Below are 19357 nucleotides of genomic sequence, written 5' to 3' on the forward strand. Positions count from 1 at the left end.
CTTCAGCTGTCGTTTTTCTGGTAGATGATGCGCTTGGTACCGTTCTCGCAAGTGCCGACGATCATGGCTGAGTCGTGCTGCTTCGCCTCTTCCGCCGTGATGATTTCCAGGGTGTACGTTGGGATCGCCTTCGCCTGGATCTTGATCTCGATCTCCTTTCTAAGCTCCTCGCATTTTTTGGGGGCTGCGATAGCGGTCGTGGCCAGTGCACTGCAAAGGATCGCCAAGCCAATACGTTTCATCGATGAAGCTCCTTGAGGCAGCGCGCACGGGTGTGCGCTGAAGCTGCTGTCGATTATTCGACCACATTTCTGCAGAGCGGGTTCTGACTTTGCGCACACCTTGTATTAATTGCCGGCCGCTGAGCAGGTTTCGAGACTGCCTTCGCGAGCAAGCTCGCTCACACACTGGATCTGCGACGTGCACAAATCCCCCGTGGGAGCGAGCCCTGCTCGCGAAGGCGTCAGCCCGGCAAACGCCGAATCAGCTGACCAGCGAAGCCTCAAGCGTGATCTTCGCATTCAGCACCTTGGAAACCGGGCACCCTTCCTTGGCCTTGTTGCTCAACTCCTCAAACTGTTGCTGAGTCGCGCCCGGGATCTTCGCCTTGAGAATCAGTTTCACCGCAGTGATCGCGAAGCCGCCGTCAACCTGATCGAGGGTGACTTCGGCGTTGGTGTCGATGCTGTCTGCCTTCAGGCCGGCATCGCCGAGAATCATCGAAAACGCCATGGAGAAGCAGCCGGCGTGGGCCGCGCCGATCAGTTCTTCCGGGTTGGTGCCTTTGCCGCCTTCAAAGCGCGCCTTGAAGCCGTACGGCGCTTCGCGCAGTACGCCGGTTTCGGTGGAGATCGAGCCGAGACCGGTTTTCAGATCGCCTTCCCAATGCGCCGATGCCTTTTTCACGATAGCCATGTCTGCCTCCTCAAATATGGCGCGGAACGCCGCGCCGTCGCGGTTTTTACTAGCAAGGCTTCTGAGGATAGACGGCGGAACAAAGTTCAGCCTGGCTGAATCGTTGACTTTTTTAGTAGGAAATTTCGTCGCTGCTATTGAATCTCGGGTATATGCCCTCATTCCATAAAACACGCTTATGGATTTGGCAGGTTTTCGTTCGCAAGAAAAACCTGCCTCCCCACCCGGAGATGCAGGTTAATGAAAAAACTGTCCGACGTTAAATTTTCCACCCTCGACCTGGTGCCGGTGCGCGAAAACGGCAGCGCGGGGCAATCGCTGCGCAACTCGCTGGACCTGGCGCAGCATGCCGAGAAATTCGGCTACACGCGCTTCTGGGTCGCCGAACACCACAACATGGACGGCATCGCCAGTTCGGCCACTTCGGTGTTGCTCGGCTATCTGGCCGGAGGCACGTCGACGATCCGCGTCGGTTCCGGCGGGGTGATGCTGCCCAACCATGCGCCGCTAGTGATTGCCGAGCAGTTCGGCACCCTCGAGAGCCTGTACCCTGGACGCATCGACCTGGGTCTGGGCCGCGCGCCCGGCTCTGACCAGATGACCGCCCGCGCCTTGCGCCGTGAGCGCTCGGGCAGCGCTGACGACTTCCCTGAAGACGTTGCCGAATTGATGCGCTACCTCGGCCCGCGCACCCCGGAGCAGCGGGTGATCGCCATGCCCGGCACCGGCACCAACGTGCCGATCTGGCTGCTCGGCTCAAGCCTGTTCAGTGCGCAATTGGCGGGTGAGCGCGGCTTGCCTTACGCCTTCGCCTCGCACTTCGCGCCGCGCTTCATGCACGAGGCGATCCGCATCTACCGCAATCACTTCAAACCGTCGGCGGTGCTCGACAAGCCGTACGTGATGCTCGGCGTGCCGCTGGTGGCAGCGGATACCGATGAGCAAGCCGATTACCTGGCGACGTCGGTGTACCAGCGCATTCTTGCGTTGATGCGTGGCCAGAGCCTGGTGCAGCGTCCGCCGGTGAAAACCATGGACGGTCTGTGGCTGCCCCATGAACGTGAGGCAGTGGGCGATTTCCTCGGCCTCGCCATGGTCGGCGGCCCGCAGAAGATCCGTGCCAAGCTTGAGGTGTTGATCGAGCAGACCCAGGCGGACGAGCTGATTTTCACCTCGGACCTGTACGAGCATGCCGATCGCGTGCATTCCTACGAGCTGCTGGCCCAAGTCATGAAGGGATAAAGCGCACCCCTGTAGGAGCTGTCGAGTGCAACGAGGCTGCGATCTTTTGATTGTGATTTGAAGTCAAGAACAAAAGATCGCAGCATGCTGCAGCTCCTACCCGGAAAATCATCGTCCACAAAAAAGCCGACGCATCCACGTCGGCTTTTGTATTTCAGGCGCAATCAACCGCGCTTGTAGACGATTTCCTTGCTGCCGCCTTCGCAACTGCCGACGACGTCACCATCAGCCGCCGCACCCTTGTCGACAACTTCCAGCGAATATCCGGAAACGCCTTTGGCGTCGAGCTTCGCGGCGATTTCGCTTTTCAGCTCGTCACATGGCTTGCCGGCTGCAAACGCACCACCCGCAAGGCTCAACAAACCTACTGCCAACATGAACTTCTTCATCGGTCGCACTCCCTGGTCGGATTGAAAGAGGCGGGCATCGAGTCATCCACCCGATGCGCTCACCTTGTAGCGCTTTGCCATTCCCTATGGCACTCGGCCAGCGCGCAAGTTCAGAAGACTAGCTCAAACTCAGCTGGCGGCAATCTTGAAGCCGACTTTCAGCGTGACCTGAAAGTGCGCTACCTGGCCATTTTCGATGTGGCCACGGGTTTCGGTCACTTCAAACCATTCCAGATTGCGCAGGGTCTTGTTCGCCTCGGCCAGTGCATTGTTGATGGCGTCTTCGATGCTGGTAGTGGACGAGCCGACCAGCTCGACTTTCTTGTAGGTGTGATGGTCACTCATGGCGTTCTCCTTGGGTTGGAATGGCGTGTGAAATTGAGCCTAGCAGGCAATTGCACTGATGATTTCGGCGCCGCTGCGCTGCCGAAGTTCAGAATTTCTGCACTTTCTCGACGTGCTGAAGTCCCAACCAACACACGCCACTCATCACCAATGCAGGAGAGCCACCATGGCCAACACCTCTTTACGTAAAGCCTCGTTGCAAAGCATGGAAGCCGAGATCGAGAGTCTGCTCAAATCGTTGGAAAGCTTGAAAGACGATGCTTCGGACGAGTCGCGCAAGACCCTCAAGGCGCTGAAAGGCAACGCCGAAAGTGCGCTGAAACATTCCCGTCATCTGCTCAGCGACGCGTACGAAGAAGTCAAAGTGAAAACCCGCGAGACCGGCATTGCCACTCGTGACTACGCGCAGGAACACCCATGGACCACAGCCGGCGTGGCTGTCGGTGCAATCGGTCTGCTCGCCGCCTACTTTTTGTTCAAGCGCGGTGAGTGATCAGTCTGGCGCAGCTCGTTTTTGAGCCATTGCGCCAGTTGCCGGGCGCGTCCGTCTGCGGCGCGCTTGGGTAGCCACAACGCCAGTTGCGCCGGGGTTTCGCAAAAGCCCCACGGCGCAACCAGGCGACCCGCCTTCAGATCTTCGGTTACCAGCGGCTCCGGCGCGATTGCCACGCCGAGACCTGCAACAGCCGCCTCCAGCAAATAATACAAATGCTCAAAACCTTGCCCGAGCTTCAACGCCTTGGGATCGAGGTGGTTTTGCTGCGCCCAGCTGGGCCAGGCTTGTGGGCGAGAGGTGGTGTGCAGCAAGGGCTCATCAAAAAGATCTGCGGCCACAGCGGTGTGCAGCTTCTGATAACCGCTATACAACGGGCTCATTACGGGGCCGATGCGTTCCGCCGCCAGTTCATAGACCTGCATATCGGCCGGCCACGGTGGTTCGGCGAACAGCAACAACGCATCAAGGCCCGGGCGCCGGGGATCGAGATCGCCTTCACCGGCCGACAGGTGCAAGCGCAGATCAGGCAAATCGGCATTCAGCCGCCCCAGACGCGGAATAAACCAGCGCGCCAGCAGGCTCCCCGAACAACCCAGCACGAACGGCGCATTCGCTGTGCTTTGCGTAAGTTCGGCGCAAACACTGCGCAACCGATCGAACGCCTCAGCGCTGGCATCGCGCAGACGCGCTCCGGCATCTGTGAGTTTCAAGCCGCGTCCGTCCTTGACGAACAGGCTCACCCCTAGATGTTCTTCAAGCACCTTGAGCTGGCGGCTGACCGCACCGTGGGTGACGTGCAGCTGTTCGGCAGCCTGACTCACACTGTTCAGACGGGCGGTGGCCTCGAAGGCGCGCAAGGCATTCAGCGGGGGAAGGTCATGGCTCATGGTATCTGTGAGTTTTCCTGACAGGTTGTGGCGATCTTATCGGTTTTCAGCCTGGAAAGTCAGGGGTAGAGTGATCGTCATTGTCTTCTGACCGAATTCACCTGGAGCGACCCATGACCCAGACTTCGAACACCTCTGATCTGCGTAACGGCCCTGACGCCAACGGCCTGTTCGGTGCGTTCGGTGGCCGTTATGTAGCGGAAACCCTGATGCCATTGATCCTCGACCTGGCCCGCGAATACGAAGCGGCCAAGGAAGATCCGGCATTCAAGGAAGAGTTGGCCTACTTCCAGCGTGATTACGTCGGACGTCCGAGCCCGCTGTATTTCGCCGAACGCCTGACCGAGTTCTGCGGCGGCGCGAAGATCTACCTCAAGCGCGAAGAGCTGAACCACACCGGCGCGCACAAGATCAACAACTGCATCGGCCAGATCCTGCTGGCGCGGCGCATGGGCAAGAAGCGCATCATCGCCGAGACCGGCGCCGGCATGCACGGCGTGGCCACGGCCACCGTTGCTGCGCGTTTCGGGCTGGACTGCGTGATCTACATGGGCACCACCGACATCGAACGTCAGCAGGCCAACGTCTTCCGCATGAAGCTGCTCGGCGCTGAAGTCATTCCGGTCGTGGCTGGCACCGGCACCCTCAAAGACGCGATGAACGAAGCCCTGCGTGACTGGGTGACCAACGTCGACAACACCTTTTACCTGATCGGCACCGTGGCCGGCCCGCACCCTTATCCAGCAATGGTTCGCGACTTCCAGGCCGTCATCGGCAAGGAAACCCGCGATCAACTGCAAGCTCAGGAAGGTCGTCTGCCGGACAGCCTGGTGGCGTGCATCGGTGGCGGTTCCAACGCCATGGGCCTGTTCCACCCGTTCCTCGATGACAAGAGCGTGGAGATCATCGGCGTCGAAGCCGCCGGTTACGGCATCGAAACCGGCAAGCACGCGGCCAGCCTGAACGGCGGGGTGCCGGGCGTGCTGCACGGTAACCGCACCTTCCTGTTGCAGGACGACGATGGCCAGATCATCGACGCCCACTCGATTTCCGCTGGCCTCGATTACCCAGGCATCGGCCCTGAACACGCCTGGTTGCACGACATCGGCCGCGTCCAGTACACCTCGGTAACCGACGACGAAGCCCTTGAAGCGTTCCACAAATGCTGCCGTCTGGAAGGGATCATTCCTGCCCTGGAAAGCGCCCACGCCCTGGCCGAAGTGTTCAAACGCGCACCGAAGCTGCCGAAGGATCACCTGATGGTGGTCAACCTCTCGGGCCGTGGCGACAAGGACATGCAAACCGTGATGCACCATATGCAACAGTCGCAGCAGGAGAAACACTGATGAGCCGCCTGCAAACCCGCTTTGCCGACCTCAAGCAACAGAACCGCGCGGCGCTGGTGACCTTTGTCACTGCCGGTGATCCTGACTACGACACTTCGCTGGCGATCCTCAAAGGCCTGCCTGCCGCAGGTGCCGATGTGATCGAGCTGGGCATGCCGTTCACCGATCCGATGGCCGATGGCCCGGCAATCCAGTTGGCCAACATTCGCGCCCTGGGCGCCAAACAGAATCTGGCGAAAACCCTGCAAATGGTTCGCGAATTCCGTGAAGGCAACAGCGACACGCCGCTGGTGTTGATGGGTTACTTCAATCCGATCCACAAATTCGGCGTCGAGCGTTTCATCGCCGAAGCCAAAGAGGCTGGCGTTGACGGCCTGATCGTGGTCGACATGCCACCAGAGCACAACGAAGAGCTGTGCGACCCGGCGCAGGCTGCTGGCCTGGACTTCATCCGCCTGACCACGCCGACCACCGACGACGCACGTCTGCCGCGTGTGCTCAACGGCAGTTCCGGTTTTGTCTACTACGTGTCGGTCGCGGGTGTCACCGGCGCAGGTGCAGCGACTCTGGAACATGTGGAAGAGGCGGTTGCACGTCTGCGTCGGCATACCGACCTGCCGATCAGCATTGGCTTCGGTATCCGTACACCGGAGCAGGCCGCGGCCATCGCGCGTCTGGCTGACGGTGTGGTGGTGGGCTCGGCGTTGATCGATCACATCGCCAGTGCCGATACGCCTGAGCAGGCCATCGATGGCGTGTTGAGCTTGTGTTCGGCGCTGTCCCAAGGCGTGCGCAAGGCTCGCGTCTAAAGCCGCAGGTGAAAACTAAAAGGCTTCAGAACAGGCGTTCTGAAGCCTTTTTTTGTGCTCAGGGTAATTGCAGTCCGCCCGAAGCCTTGTGCAGTTTGCGCAGATGCTCGCCAATCTGCTTGACGTTGGCCTCGCTGGCGGCAATCTCGGCGGCGCGCTTGGGTTCAAGCAGCTTGCGCACTTCGGTATCGAGATCGCCGGACAGTGCCAGCAGCTTCTTCTGCCGCTGGCTGCTTTCCGCTTCCAGTCGGCCGAACTCGCTCGGCTGAGGCAGTCCGTAACCTTTGGAGTCGAGCAGTTCCGCCGGGCGGCTGAGGAAACCACTGTTGGCGAGGATCTCCTGCAAGGTCGCATTGGCTTTGTCCATGCCGCCGTTTTCCAGCTCGCGGGCACCGAGGTAGCGTTGCTTGACCTCATCCTGCGCCAGTAACAACTGCCGGCGGAAACTGGCCTGCTCAAGCAGCAACAGCGCCGCGCTGGTGCGCAGGTCGGCGCGGTCGAACCATTCGCGGCGTTGTTCAGCGCTGAGTGACAGCCAGTCTTCGACAGTGGTCTGCTTGATCGGCAGCTGCTTCTTCAACACATCGAACATCGCCTGATAACGATCGCGGAACGAGTCGAAGCGGTAACCTAGACGCAGCGCTTCTTTCGGATTGTCGAGCACACTGGTATCGGCCAGACCACGGCCCTTGAGCACTTCCAGCAAGCCGTTGGGCATGATGCTGTCGAGGCCGACCAGTTGGCTGTTATTGCTGCCGCTGCGCAACAGTTTCAAACCCTCTACCGCGCAGTTGTTGGACAGGAAGAAATAGTTGCCGTCGTAGCTCCAGTGCATCTCGGCAGCATGTTCGACGACGCCTTCGATTTCCTCGCGAGACAGGTTCAGCGGCACCGAAGCGAGACTGCGCAGCTCGGTCTTGGTGTATTCGTCGATCACTTGCGCCAGCGGCAACACGAACAGCCGCGACGGGTATTTGCCGACCAGTCCGTCCCAGCTCGACAGCTGTACATCGCCAACGAAGGCGCGATAGGACAGCACCAGGTGTTGATCGAGGTCGAGGCGGCAATCCGGGCCACGCGGGCGACCGGGGGCGCAGATCACCAGGCGCAACATGCTGTGGCCCCAGCGGCTGACCCAGTTCTGATTGGCCTCGGCCAGCAGGTAATCGACCGCGTAGACCCGTTCCGGATCGACTTGCCCCAGAGGCTGCTTAGCGAAGTCATTGCCCGCATTGAGAAAGGCGAAGCTCTTGCTGCAGGTGTCCTGCGCTGGCGGCGCCCAGCCGAAATGTTCCTTGTAGTAGCGATACAGCGCCGGGCGGCGGCAGGCGTAGCTCGGGTCGAGGAGGAAGTACTCCATGTTGACCGCGACGAATTCCTTGGGACTGGAGATCTCGTAAAGATCCGGACTGCGGGCGATCTGACGGTTGTGTTGTTCACGCTCGCCACGGCGGCCGACGTACTGTTGCCACCCGGCCAGATCGAGCAGGCGCGGGTCATCGCTGATGGTGAAGCGGCGACCGTTCTGCCCGCGACACTCATCGGGAATGCCGATCAGCCCGGCGCTGTTGAAGCGTCGGGTGCAGCGCTGGATCAACGTGCGCTCGGCGCTCGGCCATAAACGCGCGCGGTCGTAGATATGCGTGATTTCGTGCAGCACTGTGGCCAGCAGTTCCTGGCGCACAGTGCCGTGAGGACGATTGGTTTTCTCTTTCGCCGCGCTGCCATCGGTGAGGCTGGCGAGCAGCTTGCGGTTCAGATCGAGCTCGGACACCAGCGTCGCCTGCCCGTAAGCGTTGGCAGGCATGTCGTCGGTCCAGCCGACGTCGATGCGCCGATCCAGCCGCTCGATGAAGCTCGGCGGCAGTTTCGCCATCGCCTCATCGATCAGCGCCTGACTGGCCTGTTGTTGAGCCGGGCTCAGACCCTCGGTCTTGAGCCGCAATTGCAGGCCGGCGTGGGCGCTGTTGCCAAGCAGCAACAACGCCCCGGCCAGCAGCCAGGCGCCAACGGACTTCACAGTGCGAGAATGGCTTCGGCGAGTACCTGATCACTGGCGTCGCGCGCTTCCGGCACGCGAGTGCGCAAGGTGTTGAGGGCGGCTTCGAGGTGCGCGCCACGGATGTCACCGTTGCTGGCGACGAAACTGGCGGCGTCGTCGTGGGCTTCGCGGATGATTTTCGAATCGCGAATCGACGTGGTGGTATCGGAAGTGAAATCGATGCTGCGCTGGGAGGCACGAACGATGATGTTACTGGTGGCTACCAGGGTGTGCGCCTGGGCCACATCGGCCAACACAAACAGGCCAAGGGCGGCAGCAATCAGCGGGCTACGCATGGAACGACTCCGGAAGGACAAGGATAACTATTGGACGAGAATTGCCTCTGCCAGTTCAAGGTCGCTGGCATGAAGTTTCGGCCGGGTTTTGCGCAGGTAATGCAGCGCGGACTCCAGCCGTGCGCCTCGCCATTCACCGTCACTGGCAACAAAGGCGGCCGCATCATCATGGGCGGCGAGCAGCAGTTTACGGTCGAACGGCGCAGAAGACACCATGCTGGTCGCGTAACCGCTGACAACCGTGCCTTGGGTCGATGCATTGAAAGCATCGAAGGCATTGGCAGACATCGCCCAGCAGGCGCTGAACAAGGCAGAAGAGATGAGCAGGTTTGGAAGAAAGCGCATGGGACTCGACAACTGTTAACGAGCCTGAAGGCTAGCGCAAATGCCCGGGCCAGAGCCAGCGTTGAAACATCGGGACACGGCTGGCGTGTCCCGCAATACCGCAAACGATCAGAGGGTCAGAATGGCCTGAGCCAATTGGGCATCGGTGGCATTGAGTTGGGGCGCCTGATGGCGGATGTGATCGAGCGCGCTTTCCAGCTTCACTCCACGGATATCGCCTTCGCTGGCCACGAAGCTGGCGGCATCGTCGCGGGCGGCGAGGACGATCTTGTCGTCACGGAACGAGGAGGTCACATCGGAAGTGGCGTCGGAAGTGGCTTTCAGCGCGCCGACGATCGAGTCGGTGGTCACGATGAAACTGGTAGCACTGGCGTTGGCAGCCACGGCCAGCAGGGCGGCGGCACTGAGCAGGCGAAGACGGGTCATGATGGAACTCCTTTGGATAAACCGTAGTGAGAGGTGGCTCGGTATCTGAGGAGTCAGACGCCTATTGCGCAACGTTCGCCACGTTCTGCATGGATATTAGGCTGCCGAATCCGGTTCGCCCAGTGGTGGCCAGTGATACTCCAAAGGTTCTGCATAACTGTACTGGTGTTATTTGAGGTGTTCGTAAATTGTACCTGTGCTCGTTCAGTTATGCGTTTTAGAGAATTCAAAGCCCTGAAACGACAAAACCCGTCGTGGTTGCCCACGACGGGTTCTGCTTGTGCAATTCGGGTTGCTGGCGGTGGGTCTGACGACCAGAGCCAGCGACGCTGCTTAGCGCCAGAACGGCTTGCTCAGCTCTTCGTAGCGTTGTGCTTCGCTGATACCGGCATCAGCCAGCAGACGCGAATCCAGACGGGCCAATTGGTGGCGGCTGGAGATGCGGCGCTGCCACAACATCAGGTTGGCAATAACGCGCAGAGGCAGGGAAGCCTGGGTGTTTACAGCTTTGTCTTCGAAGAACAGTTCGGAACTGAGTGTACGTTCCATGGTTGACATCCTTCCGCTTGTGGCGGGATCAGGTAGTGGTTTGACTGGTGCCCATGATCCTCTCGTTTGGATAGTCTCTGTAGATACAGTTCATTTGTATTGTGAGTGAGCAGTTAACTGTTTATGGATGGTGTACGGGTCGAAATTGGGCAAACTGTACCTGTCCGCACTTGATTGGTGCATTTCCGCTCGTATCAGGGGATTGAGTAGGGCTTTGCTGTAGGAAAAGACCGGTACAGCAGTACAGTTTTTTGCAATCCTGCTTCTCGCGGGCATCCACCGATGCAAAACTGTGTTTGCCTCGGTGGTTATCTGTGTGAATCACACTGCCAGCATGCGCCCGGTTTCTTCCAGGTTCATATGCCAGCTCAGTGCTTCGCGCAGAATGTGCGGGGTATGACCGCCGATTGCACAGGCAGCGCTGAAGTAGTCATTCAGTGCCTGGCGAAAGTCCGGATGCACGCAGTTGTCGATGATCACTCGTGCACGCTCCCGTGGCGCCAGGCCACGCAGGTCGGCGAGGCCGACTTCGGTCACCAGGATGTCGACGTCATGCTCGGTATGGTCGACGTGGCTGACCATCGGCACCACGCTGGAAATCGCGCCACCCTTGGCGATCGACTTGGTCACGAATATCGCCAGATGCGCATTGCGCGCGAAGTCGCCGGAGCCGCCGATGCCGTTCATCATCCGCGTGCCGCAGACATGGGTGGAGTTGACGTTGCCGTAGATATCGAACTCCAGCGCGGTGTTGATGCCGATGATGCCCAGACGGCGCACCACTTCCGGGTGATTGGAGATCTCCTGCGGCCGCAGAATCAGTTTGTCCTTGTACTTCTCCAGGTTGCCGAACACGTCGCTGTTGCGCCGCTCGGACAGGGTGATCGAACTGCCCGAGGCGAAGCTCAGCTTGCCGGCATCGATCAGGTCGAAAGTCGAATCCTGGAGCACTTCCGAGTACATGGTGAGGTCTTCGAACGGCGAGTCGATCAAGCCGCACATCACCGCGTTGGCGATGTTGCCAATTCCGGCTTGCAGCGGGCCGAGCTTGTTGGTCATGCGGCCGGCCGCAACTTCCTGCTTGAAGAAGGTGATCAGGTGTTCGGCGATAGCGTTGGTATCAACGTCCGGTACCGACACTGTGGACGGCGAGTCCGACTGCTGAGTGATGACAATCGCAACGATCTTCTCCGGCGGAATCGGAATTGCCGTGCTGCCGATGCGATCGTCGACTTTCACCAGCGGGATTGGCGTGCGCGTAGGGCGGTACGTCGGGATATAGATGTCGTGCAGGCCTTCGAGGTTGGCGTTGTGGGCCAAGTTGATCTCGACGATCACTTGTTTGGCGAAGATCGCGAAGCTGGCTGAGTTGCCCACCGAAGTGGTCGGCACGATATGGCCTTGTTCGGTGATGGCGACTGCCTCGATGACGGCAATGTCCGGCAGCTTCAACTGTTGGTTGCGCAGTTGCTCTACGGTTTCCGAGAGATGCTGGTCGATGAACATCACTTCGCCGGCGTTGATTGCCTTGCGCAACGTGCTGTCGACCTGAAACGGCATACGCCGCGACAGCACGCCGGCCTCGGTCAGTTGCTTGTCAAGGTCGTTGCCCAGGCTGGCGCCGGTCATCAGGCTGATCTTCAGCGGCGTGACCTTGGCGCGCTCGGCCAGTGCATGGGGAACGGCCTTGGCTTCGCCGGCGCGGGTGAAACCGCTCATGCCGACGGTCATGCCGTCCTCAATCAGAGCAGCGGCGTCGGCAGCGCTCATCACTTTGTCCAACAACGAAGGCAGGCGAATACGGTCACGGTACATGGATTATTATCTCGGGCAACGAGTAGCAGGATGCGCAGTCTAGTTAATTTGGCCGGCGCCTGTCCCGCTACCAAGGTCGCAAACGAGGCCTCTATTTCGCGGGTTTGCAGTAAAACACCGTTACCGGATCTGCAACAACGAGGCAAATTGTCCAGCGTCTGGCGCAAACAAAAACGCCCCGACAAGTCGGGGCGTTCGCTATTGCAGCGGTGAATTACTCGACCGCTTTGACCATGTCTTCGATGACTTTCTTCGCATCGCCGAAGACCATCATGGTCTTGTCCAGATAGAACAGTTCGTTGTCCAGGCCGGCGTAGCCGCTGGCCATCGAGCGCTTGTTGACGATGATGGTCTTGGCCTTGAACGCTTCGAGAATCGGCATACCGGCAATCGGTGACTTCGGATCGTTCTTCGCGGCCGGGTTGACCACGTCGTTTGCGCCGAGCACCAGCACCACGTCGGCCTGACCGAACTCGGAGTTGATGTCTTCCATCTCGAACACCTGGTCGTAAGGCACTTCGGCCTCGGCGAGCAGGACGTTCATGTGCCCAGGCATGCGACCGGCCACCGGGTGAATCGCATACTTCACGGTCACGCCGCGATGGGTCAGCTTCTCGGTCAGTTCCTTCAGTGCGTGTTGTGCACGGGCCACTGCCAGACCGTAGCCCGGGACGATGATCACGGTGTCGGCGTTGGTCAGCAGGAAGGTTGCGTCATCAGCCGAACCGGATTTCACCGGGCGAGCTTCCTGCGCACCGGCAGGGCCTGCATCTGCCGTATTGCCGAAACCGCCGAGCAGTACATTAAAGAAGGAGCGATTCATCGCCTTGCACATGATGTACGAGAGAATCGCACCGCTCGAACCCACCAGCGAGCCGGCAATGATCAGCATCGAGTTGTTCAGCGAGAAACCGATGCCCGCCGCCGCCCAGCCGGAATAGCTGTTGAGCATCGACACCACCACCGGCATGTCGGCGCCGCCGATCGGGATGATGATCAGCACGCCCATCACGAACGCCAGCGCCAGCATAAGTGCGAACGCCGTGAGGTTGCCGGTGAACATGAAGGTCAGGCCGAGAACCAGCGTAGCCAGACCCAGAACCGCATTGAGCTTGTGCTGACCGGCGAACTGTACCGGTGCGCCCTGGAACAGACGGAACTTGTATTTGCCTGAGAGCTTGCCGAAGGCGATCACCGAACCCGAGAAGGTGATAGCACCGATCGCAGCACCGAGGAACAGCTCCAGACGGTTGCCCGCCGGAATCGCATCGCCCAGTTGTTTAACGATACCCAGCGATTGCGGCTCGACCACCGCCGCGATGGCAATAAACACCGCCGCGAGGCCGATCATGCTGTGCATGAACGCTACCAGTTCCGGCATCTTGGTCATTTCAACGCGCTTGGCCATGATCGAGCCGGCGGTACCGCCGACCAGCAAGCCAACGATCACATAACCGATGCCAGCCGTGGCCAGTTCAGCGCCCAACTTATAGATGAGGCCGACCGTGGTGATGATTGCCAGCGCCATGCCGAGCATGCCGAACAGGTTGCCGCGCCGCGAAGTGGTCGGGTGCGACAGGCCTTTGAGGGCCTGGATAAAGCAGATCGACGCGATCAGGTAGAGCGTCGTGACGAGATTCATGCTCATTACTTCGGCGCCTCTTCTTTTGCTTTCGGGGCTTTCTTCTTGAACATCTCAAGCATGCGGCGGGTGACCAGGAAGCCACCAAACACATTGACCGCCGCCAGTGCCACAGCCAGCGTGCCCATGGTCTTGCCCAGCGGCGTAACGGTCAGCGCGGCGGCGAGCATGGCGCCGACGATCACGATCGCGGAAATGGCATTGGTCACCGCCATCAACGGCGTGTGCAGCGCAGGCGTAACGTTCCAGACCACGTGGTAACCGACATAAATCGCCAGCACGAAGATGATCAGGTTGTAGATACCGGGGGAGATAAGCTCTTCCATCGTCTGAATCCCTGCTTAGGCGTTTTTGCGGATGACTTGGCCGTCGCGGCACATCAGGCACGCGGCGACGATGTCGTCTTCGAGGTTGACGTCGAACTGGCCTTCCTTGGTGAACACCAGCTTGAGGAAGTCCAGCAGGTTGCGTGCGTACAGCGCCGAAGCATCGGCAGCGACTTCACCGGCGAGGTTGGTCGGGCCGACGATGGTCACACCGTTTTCCACAACGACCTGATCGGCGACGGTCAGCGGGCAATTGCCACCCTGAGCGGCGGCGAGATCGATGACCACCGAACCCGGTTTCATCTGCGCCACGGTCTCGGCGCTGAGCAACGTCGGTGCCTTGCGACCCGGAATCAGCGCAGTGGTGATGACGATGTCAGCCTGCTTGGCCCGGTCGTGCACGGCCTGGGCCTGACGCTGCATCCAGCTCGCCGGCATTGGTCGAGCGTAACCGCCGACACCTACGGCGCATTCACGCTCTTCATCGGTCTCGTAAGGCACATCGACGAACTTGGCGCCGAGGGATTCGATCTGCTCCTTTACGGCCGGACGCACGTCGGACGCTTCGATCACCGCACCCAGACGCTTCGCCGTGGCAATCGCCTGCAAACCGGCCACGCCCGCGCCGAGAATCAGCACGCGCGCCGCTTTCACGGTACCCGCAGCAGTCATCAGCATCGGCATGAAGCGTGGGTAATAGTGAGCCGCGAGCAACACCGCTTTGTAGCCGGCGATATTCGCCTGCGACGACAGCACATCAAGGCTCTGCGCCCGCGAGGTACGCGGCGCCGCTTCGAGGGCGAACGCGGTAATGCCGCATTCGGCCATCTTCGCGATGGTCTCGTTGTTGAATGGGTTGAGCATGCCCACCAGCACCGCACCGCGCTTGATCAGCGTCAGTTCGGCATCGCTTGGCGCGATCACTTTGAGAATCAGCTCGGCGCCAAACGCGTCATTGGCGCTGCCAATGCTTGCGCCGGCCGCTTCATAGGCACTGTCGACGACACTGGCTTTGACGCCAGCGCCGCTTTGCACAGTGACCTTATGGCCTTGGCTGATCAGCTTCTTGATGGTTTCCGGGGTTGCAGCAACCCGTGTTTCACCGGTCTGGGTTTCGAGAGGAACACCAATGTGCACGTCAAATCTCCTGCGTGATCTTATTGAGTAAACCCATGCACTACGGATGGTGCGACTGGGGCGGCCGATCAGCACGATCCCGCCGAATCAGGGCGGGGCGCGGCATTTTGCAGGCGAACTTTATGCCCTTCAAGGGATTATGACGGGTGACGGAAAATTAACTACAAGTCATGCCGTGACCGAATGTCGCAGATGGCCAGTTGAACCCCTTGCAGGCCGTGCCCTGCATGGATTCTGGCTGAATTTGAAAAAAATTCGCATCGGTGGCGTGAATAGGCAGTAATGAGTCGCCATTAGAGGCTCAAAGCCACGTGTTTGGCAGCTTGTGGGACGTCTGTACGACTTTCGGATACAGTCTGCGCAAAAGCGACAAATAGTTATATCTGTAGGGCTTTGGTTTTTCTGACTACGGGGTTAAGTATTGCGCAAAGCCTTTATTCTTCTAGGCTGTAGCTCTGCGCTTGATTTACCAGCCAGTCGCGAAATGCCTTCAGCGATGCCGATTCGACCTTTCGCTCTGGAATCATCAGGTAATAGGCCTTGATGCTGGAGAGCGCTTGAGGGTTGGCAACCACCAGACGTTTCTCTGCCAGCTCGCGCTGGATCAGAAACGGCGGAATCAGCGCGACGCCCATGTCGTGCATGGCTGCCTGGGCAAGCATGGAGAATAGCTCGTAGCGTGGGCCGGTCATGTCGCGCGGAATATTCAGCTGTTGCGAGTTGAACCATTGGCGCCAGGCGTAAGGTCGGGTGGTTTGCTGCAGCAGCGGTAGTTCAGCGATGGCTTGCGCTGTCAGCTGCTTGCGATCGCCGAGTAGGGCGGGGCTGCACACCGGCATCGGATTCTCGCCCATCAATCTGTGGGATTCGGTACCCGACCAATCGGCATCGCCGAAGTAGATCGCGGCATCGAATTCGGTGTCGGCAAACAGGAACGGCCGGGTGCGGTTGGTCAGGTTGACGGTCACTTCCGGGTGCTTGAGCTGGAAATCCTTGAGGCGTGGCAGCAGCCATTGCGTGCCGAAGGTCGGGACGACGGCGAGCTCGATGACGTTGGTGCCCTGCTGGCCCATCACCGAAAGGGTGTCGCGCTCCACCGCATCGAGCTGAGTCGCCACCCGGCGACTGTAGGAAAGACCCGCCTCGGTCAGTTTCACTCCACGTCGCGAGCGTCGGAACAGTTCCACGCTGAGGAAATCTTCCAGGCTGGCGATCTGTCGGCAAATGGCGCCTTGGGTGAGCGACAGTTCTTCAGCAGCACGGGTAAAGCTCTCATGGCGGGCGGCAGCTTCGAAACTGATCAGGGCGGCGGTGCTGGGGATCTTCCTGCGCATGTACGTCAACCTCACTAATGCGCCGCATAAAAGGCTATTCGCGACGTTTCGGAGTGAGAAATTAGCACAACAGGATGCGAAATCCTCGTTTGCCGCGATGGCGAACCGCGCCTAGGATCAATGCCACGTTAATTCACCCGATTGCGAGGGCACACTCATGGGCGGTAAAGCTAGTTTCAATTGGATCGATCCCCTGCTGCTGGATCAACAGCTCACCGAAGAAGAGCGGATGATCCGCGACACCGCCGCGCAGTTCGCTCAACAGAGTCTGGCGCCGCGTGTGCTCGAAGCTTTCCGTCATGAGAAGACAGATCCGGCAATCTTCCGCGAGATGGGTGAAGTCGGCCTGCTCGGTGCGACCATTCCCGAACAATACGGTGGCAGCGGTCTGAACTATGTCAGCTACGGTCTGATTGCCCGAGAGGTCGAGCGCGTCGACTCCGGCTACCGCTCGATGATGAGCGTGCAATCCTCGCTAGTGATGGTGCCGATTAACGAATTCGGCACCGAGGCACAGAAACAGAAGTATCTGCCGAAGCTGGCATCCGGCGAATGGATCGGTTGCTTTGGCCTGACCGAGCCGAACCATGGTTCCGATCCGGGCGCGATGAAAAGCCGGGCGCGCAAAGTCGATGGCGGCTACAGCCTGACTGGCGCGAAGATGTGGATCACCAACAGCCCGATCGCTGACGTGTTCGTGGTCTGGGCCAAGGACGATGCTGGCGATATCCGTGGCTTCGTTCTGGAGAAAGGCTGGAAAGGTCTGAGCGCTCCGGCGATTCACGGCAAGGTCGGCCTGCGCGCTTCGATCACCGGTGAGATCGTCATGGACAACGTGTTCGTGCCGGAAGAAAACATCTTCCCGGATGTCCGTGGCCTGAAAGGCCCTTTCACCTGCCTCAATTCCGCACGCTATGGCATTTCCTGGGGCGCGCTGGGCGCGGCCGAATTCTGCTGGCACACCGCGCGCCAATACACTCTGGATCGTCAGCAGTTCGGTCGTCCGCTGGCCGCAACTCAGCTGGTACAGAAAAAGCTCGCCGACATGCAGACCGAGATCACTCTGGCACTGCAAGGCTGCCTGCGCTTGGGCCGGATGAAGGACGAAGGCACGGCCGCCGTTGAAATCACTTCAATCATGAAGCGTAACTCCTGCGGCAAGTCGCTGGATATTGCGCGAATGGCGCGGGACATGCTCGGTGGCAATGGCATCTCCGATGAGTTCGGTGTCGCTCGTCATCTAGTCAATCTGGAAGTGGTGAATACCTATGAAGGTACCCATGACGTTCACGCGCTGATCCTCGGGCGTGCACAAACCGGTCTGCAGGCGTTCTATTAATAGGAGGGCGGACCATGGGCGCGCTGTCGCATCTGCGGGTACTGGATTTATCGCGAGTGCTGGCCGGGCCTTGGGCCGGGCAAATCCTCGCCGACCTTGGCGCCGAAGTGATCAAGGTCGAGCGCCCGGGCAATGGTGATGATACCCGCGCCTGGGGTCCGCCCTTCCTTAAAGACGCTTACGGCGAGAACACGTCGGAAGCGGCTTATTACCTCTCGGCAAACCGCAACAAGCAATCGGTGACCATCGACTTCACCCGCCCTGAAGGGCAGAAGCTGGTGCGCGACCTGGCGGCGAAGTCGGACATTCTGATTGAGAATTTCAAAGTAGGTGGTCTGGCGGCCTATGGTCTGGACTATGAGTCGCTGAGGGCTCTCAACCCGAATCTGATCTACTGCTCAATCACCGGCTTCGGCCAGACCGGCCCGTACGCGAAGCGCGCAGGGTATGACTTCATGATCCAGGGGCTTGGCGGCTTGATGAGCCTGACCGGCCGGCCTGAAGGAGATGAGGGCGCCGGTCCGGTGAAAGTCGGCGTCGCGCTCACGGATATTCTTACTGGGCTGTATTCAACGGTGGCGATCCTCGCGGCGTTGGCTCATCGCGATCACGACGGTGGCGGCCAGCACATCGATATGGCGTTGCTGGATGTGCAGGTCGCGTGTCTGGCGAACCAGGCGATGAATTACCTGACCACCGGCAGTGCGCCAAAGCGTCTGGGCAATGCACATCCCAACATCGTGCCTTATCAGGACTTTCCTACGGCGGATGGCGACTTCATCCTCACCGTGGGCAATGACGGGCAGTTTCGCAAGTTCGCCGAAGTCGCGGGGCAACCGCAGTGGGCGGATGATCCGCGCTTCGCGACCAACAAGCTGCGGGTAGCGAACCGCGCGGTGCTGATCCCGTTGATCCGCCAAGCTACGGTCTTCAAGACCACGGCCGAGTGGGTTGCACAACTGGAGCTGGCGGGTGTGCCTTGTGGGCCGATCAATGATCTGTCGCAGGTGTTTGAAGATCCGCAAGTGAAGGCGCGCGGTCTGGCGATCGAACTGCCTCATGCATTGGCGGGGATGGTGCCCCAGGTGGCCAGCCCGATTCGATTGTCGGAGACGCCCGTTGAATATCGTCATGCGCCTCCTTTATTAGGTGAGCACACATTAGAGGTTCTGCAACGGGTGCTGGGTCTGGGGGCAGGCGCGGTGGCTATGTTGAAGGAGGAAGGCGTCCTTTAAGTCTTCTATATAGAAGAGCTCTTTTCTCATCTGATTGGATGTTTTTTAACCAATACGCAAGTTATTGAAAGAAAAGCGAAATTAACGGTTGACGGCAGATTCCAGAGGTCTATAATTCGCCCCACTTCCGGCGCAGTCGAAACGGAAAACTCCTTGAGATTCAAAGAGTTACGCAGTTTTCGACAGCGGCTTGCTTCAGATCATCGAAGCCTGGAAGGAGTTGAGAGAGTGGTGATGTTTGGCTCTTTTAACGGTTCGATCTTCTCGGTCGAAAGCGGAGAAAAAGAGGTGTTGACAGCAGCGATTAACGCTGTATAATTCGCCTCCCGCTAACGAGAGATCGGAAGCGCAAGTGGTTGAAGTTGTTGAAGAATTCTTCGAAAACTTCTGAAAATAATCACTTGACAGCAAATGAGGCTGCTGTAGAATGCGCGCCTCGGTTG

At 59.4% G+C, this 19357-nt stretch carries 22 protein-coding genes; 6 read left to right on the forward strand and 16 right to left on the reverse strand.

The genetic code is table 11. The annotated features are described in order from the left end of the window. Positions 1-2: 2 nt before the first annotated feature. Both J5M66_RS03485 and J5M66_RS03490 read right to left on the reverse strand, forming a co-directional pair. Positions 3-242, reverse strand: a complete 240-nt coding sequence (locus J5M66_RS03485; protein ID WP_206421294.1) for a DUF1161 domain-containing protein — start codon at positions 240-242, stop codon at positions 3-5. Between the two features lie 241 nt (positions 243-483). Further along, complete coding sequence (locus tag J5M66_RS03490) at positions 484-915, reverse strand: OsmC family protein (RefSeq protein WP_016772308.1); 432 nt, start codon at positions 913-915, stop codon at positions 484-486. Between the two features lie 240 nt (positions 916-1155). Here J5M66_RS03490 and J5M66_RS03495 point away from each other — a divergent pair, with 240 nt between their 5' ends. Beyond that, positions 1156-2157 (forward strand): LLM class flavin-dependent oxidoreductase, encoded by a 1002-nt coding sequence (locus J5M66_RS03495; RefSeq protein WP_024015025.1) that lies wholly within the window; start codon positions 1156-1158, stop codon positions 2155-2157. 164 nt (positions 2158-2321) lie between these two features. Here the strand turns inward: J5M66_RS03495 and J5M66_RS03500 are convergent, their stop codons facing one another. Together J5M66_RS03500 and J5M66_RS03505 are read right to left on the reverse strand one after the other, a co-directional pair. Beyond that, entirely contained in the window at positions 2322-2546 is a 225-nt protein-coding gene (locus J5M66_RS03500; protein ID WP_024015026.1) for a DUF1161 domain-containing protein, read from the reverse strand. A gap of 129 nt (positions 2547-2675) precedes the next feature. Further along, positions 2676-2891: a dodecin gene (locus tag J5M66_RS03505; RefSeq protein ID WP_016772305.1), complete on the reverse strand. Its 216-nt coding sequence runs from the start codon at positions 2889-2891 to the stop codon at positions 2676-2678. Positions 2892-3057: 166 nt separating this feature from the next. Between J5M66_RS03505 and J5M66_RS03510 the strand changes: the two genes are divergently transcribed. Further along, on the forward strand, positions 3058-3384 hold the full coding sequence (locus J5M66_RS03510; RefSeq protein ID WP_024015027.1) for a DUF883 family protein: 327 nt from the start codon (positions 3058-3060) through the stop codon (positions 3382-3384). On the opposite strand, the gene J5M66_RS03515 is transcribed toward J5M66_RS03510, so the two are convergent. Beyond that, positions 3357-4274: a LysR family transcriptional regulator gene (locus J5M66_RS03515; protein WP_207807651.1), complete on the reverse strand. Its 918-nt coding sequence runs from the start codon at positions 4272-4274 to the stop codon at positions 3357-3359. The genes J5M66_RS03510 and J5M66_RS03515 overlap by 28 nt on opposite strands. A 113-nt stretch (positions 4275-4387) precedes the next feature. Here J5M66_RS03515 and trpB point away from each other — a divergent pair, with 113 nt between their 5' ends. Further along, a complete protein-coding gene (trpB, locus tag J5M66_RS03520; RefSeq protein WP_016772302.1) occupies positions 4388-5620 on the forward strand; it encodes a tryptophan synthase subunit beta in 1233 nt (410 codons plus the stop codon). Beyond that, complete coding sequence (gene trpA, locus J5M66_RS03525; protein ID WP_024015029.1) at positions 5620-6429, forward strand: tryptophan synthase subunit alpha; 810 nt, start codon at positions 5620-5622, stop codon at positions 6427-6429. Before trpB ends, trpA begins: the two co-directional genes overlap by 1 nt. A gap of 58 nt (positions 6430-6487) precedes the next feature. On the opposite strand, the gene J5M66_RS03530 is transcribed toward trpA, so the two are convergent. The 10 genes from J5M66_RS03530 to J5M66_RS03575 form a co-directional block, all read right to left on the reverse strand. Continuing rightward, on the reverse strand, positions 6488-8449 hold the full coding sequence (locus tag J5M66_RS03530; protein ID WP_130903249.1) for a DUF4105 domain-containing protein: 1962 nt from the start codon (positions 8447-8449) through the stop codon (positions 6488-6490). Further along, complete coding sequence (locus tag J5M66_RS03535; RefSeq protein ID WP_041476450.1) at positions 8446-8766, reverse strand: DUF2388 domain-containing protein; 321 nt, start codon at positions 8764-8766, stop codon at positions 8446-8448. The genes J5M66_RS03530 and J5M66_RS03535 overlap by 4 nt, the downstream gene beginning before the upstream one ends. Positions 8767-8793: 27 nt before the next feature. Beyond that, on the reverse strand, positions 8794-9111 hold the full coding sequence (locus J5M66_RS03540) for a DUF2388 domain-containing protein (RefSeq protein ID WP_024015031.1): 318 nt from the start codon (positions 9109-9111) through the stop codon (positions 8794-8796). A 108-nt stretch (positions 9112-9219) separates the two neighbouring features. Further along, the gene (locus J5M66_RS03545; RefSeq protein ID WP_016772298.1) at positions 9220-9537 is read right to left on the reverse strand and encodes a DUF2388 domain-containing protein; all 318 of its coding nucleotides are present in this window, start codon (positions 9535-9537) and stop codon (positions 9220-9222) included. A 333-nt stretch (positions 9538-9870) separates the two neighbouring features. Next, positions 9871-10086 carry a DUF1127 domain-containing protein gene (locus tag J5M66_RS03550; RefSeq protein WP_007911656.1) on the reverse strand — a complete coding sequence of 72 codons (216 nt, stop codon included), beginning with the start codon at positions 10084-10086 and terminating at the stop codon, positions 9871-9873. A 321-nt stretch (positions 10087-10407) separates the two neighbouring features. Beyond that, positions 10408-11901, reverse strand: a complete 1494-nt coding sequence (locus J5M66_RS03555) for an acetyl-CoA hydrolase/transferase family protein (protein WP_207807652.1) — start codon at positions 11899-11901, stop codon at positions 10408-10410. 214 nt (positions 11902-12115) lie between these two features. Beyond that, positions 12116-13549, reverse strand: a complete 1434-nt coding sequence (locus J5M66_RS03560) for an NAD(P)(+) transhydrogenase (Re/Si-specific) subunit beta (RefSeq protein WP_016772296.1) — start codon at positions 13547-13549, stop codon at positions 12116-12118. Beyond that, positions 13549-13869 (reverse strand): NAD(P) transhydrogenase subunit alpha, encoded by a 321-nt coding sequence (locus J5M66_RS03565; protein ID WP_003220416.1) that lies wholly within the window; start codon positions 13867-13869, stop codon positions 13549-13551. Before J5M66_RS03565 ends, J5M66_RS03560 begins: the two co-directional genes overlap by 1 nt. A 15-nt stretch (positions 13870-13884) precedes the next feature. Then, positions 13885-15006 (reverse strand): Re/Si-specific NAD(P)(+) transhydrogenase subunit alpha, encoded by a 1122-nt coding sequence (locus J5M66_RS03570; protein ID WP_207807653.1) that lies wholly within the window; start codon positions 15004-15006, stop codon positions 13885-13887. Between the two features lie 434 nt (positions 15007-15440). Next, positions 15441-16340, reverse strand: coding sequence for a LysR family transcriptional regulator (locus J5M66_RS03575; RefSeq protein ID WP_207807654.1), 900 nt, complete (start codon positions 16338-16340; stop codon positions 15441-15443). Between the two features lie 157 nt (positions 16341-16497). On the opposite strand from J5M66_RS03575, the gene J5M66_RS03580 reads away from it, so the two are divergent. Both J5M66_RS03580 and J5M66_RS03585 read left to right on the forward strand, forming a co-directional pair. After that, complete coding sequence (locus J5M66_RS03580) at positions 16498-17679, forward strand: acyl-CoA dehydrogenase (protein WP_207807655.1); 1182 nt, start codon at positions 16498-16500, stop codon at positions 17677-17679. 14 nt (positions 17680-17693) lie between these two features. Next, complete coding sequence (locus tag J5M66_RS03585; RefSeq protein ID WP_123441960.1) at positions 17694-18914, forward strand: CaiB/BaiF CoA-transferase family protein; 1221 nt, start codon at positions 17694-17696, stop codon at positions 18912-18914. A 195-nt stretch (positions 18915-19109) separates the two neighbouring features. Here the strand turns inward: J5M66_RS03585 and J5M66_RS03590 are convergent. Next, positions 19110-19357, reverse strand: a 248-nt coding sequence (locus tag J5M66_RS03590; protein ID WP_207807656.1) for a hypothetical protein, incomplete at its 5' end; no start/stop codon positions are given.

Source organism: Pseudomonas sp. 67(2021) (assembly GCF_017491835.1).
GTDB classification, from domain to species: domain Bacteria; phylum Pseudomonadota; class Gammaproteobacteria; order Pseudomonadales; family Pseudomonadaceae; genus Aquipseudomonas; species Aquipseudomonas atacamensis.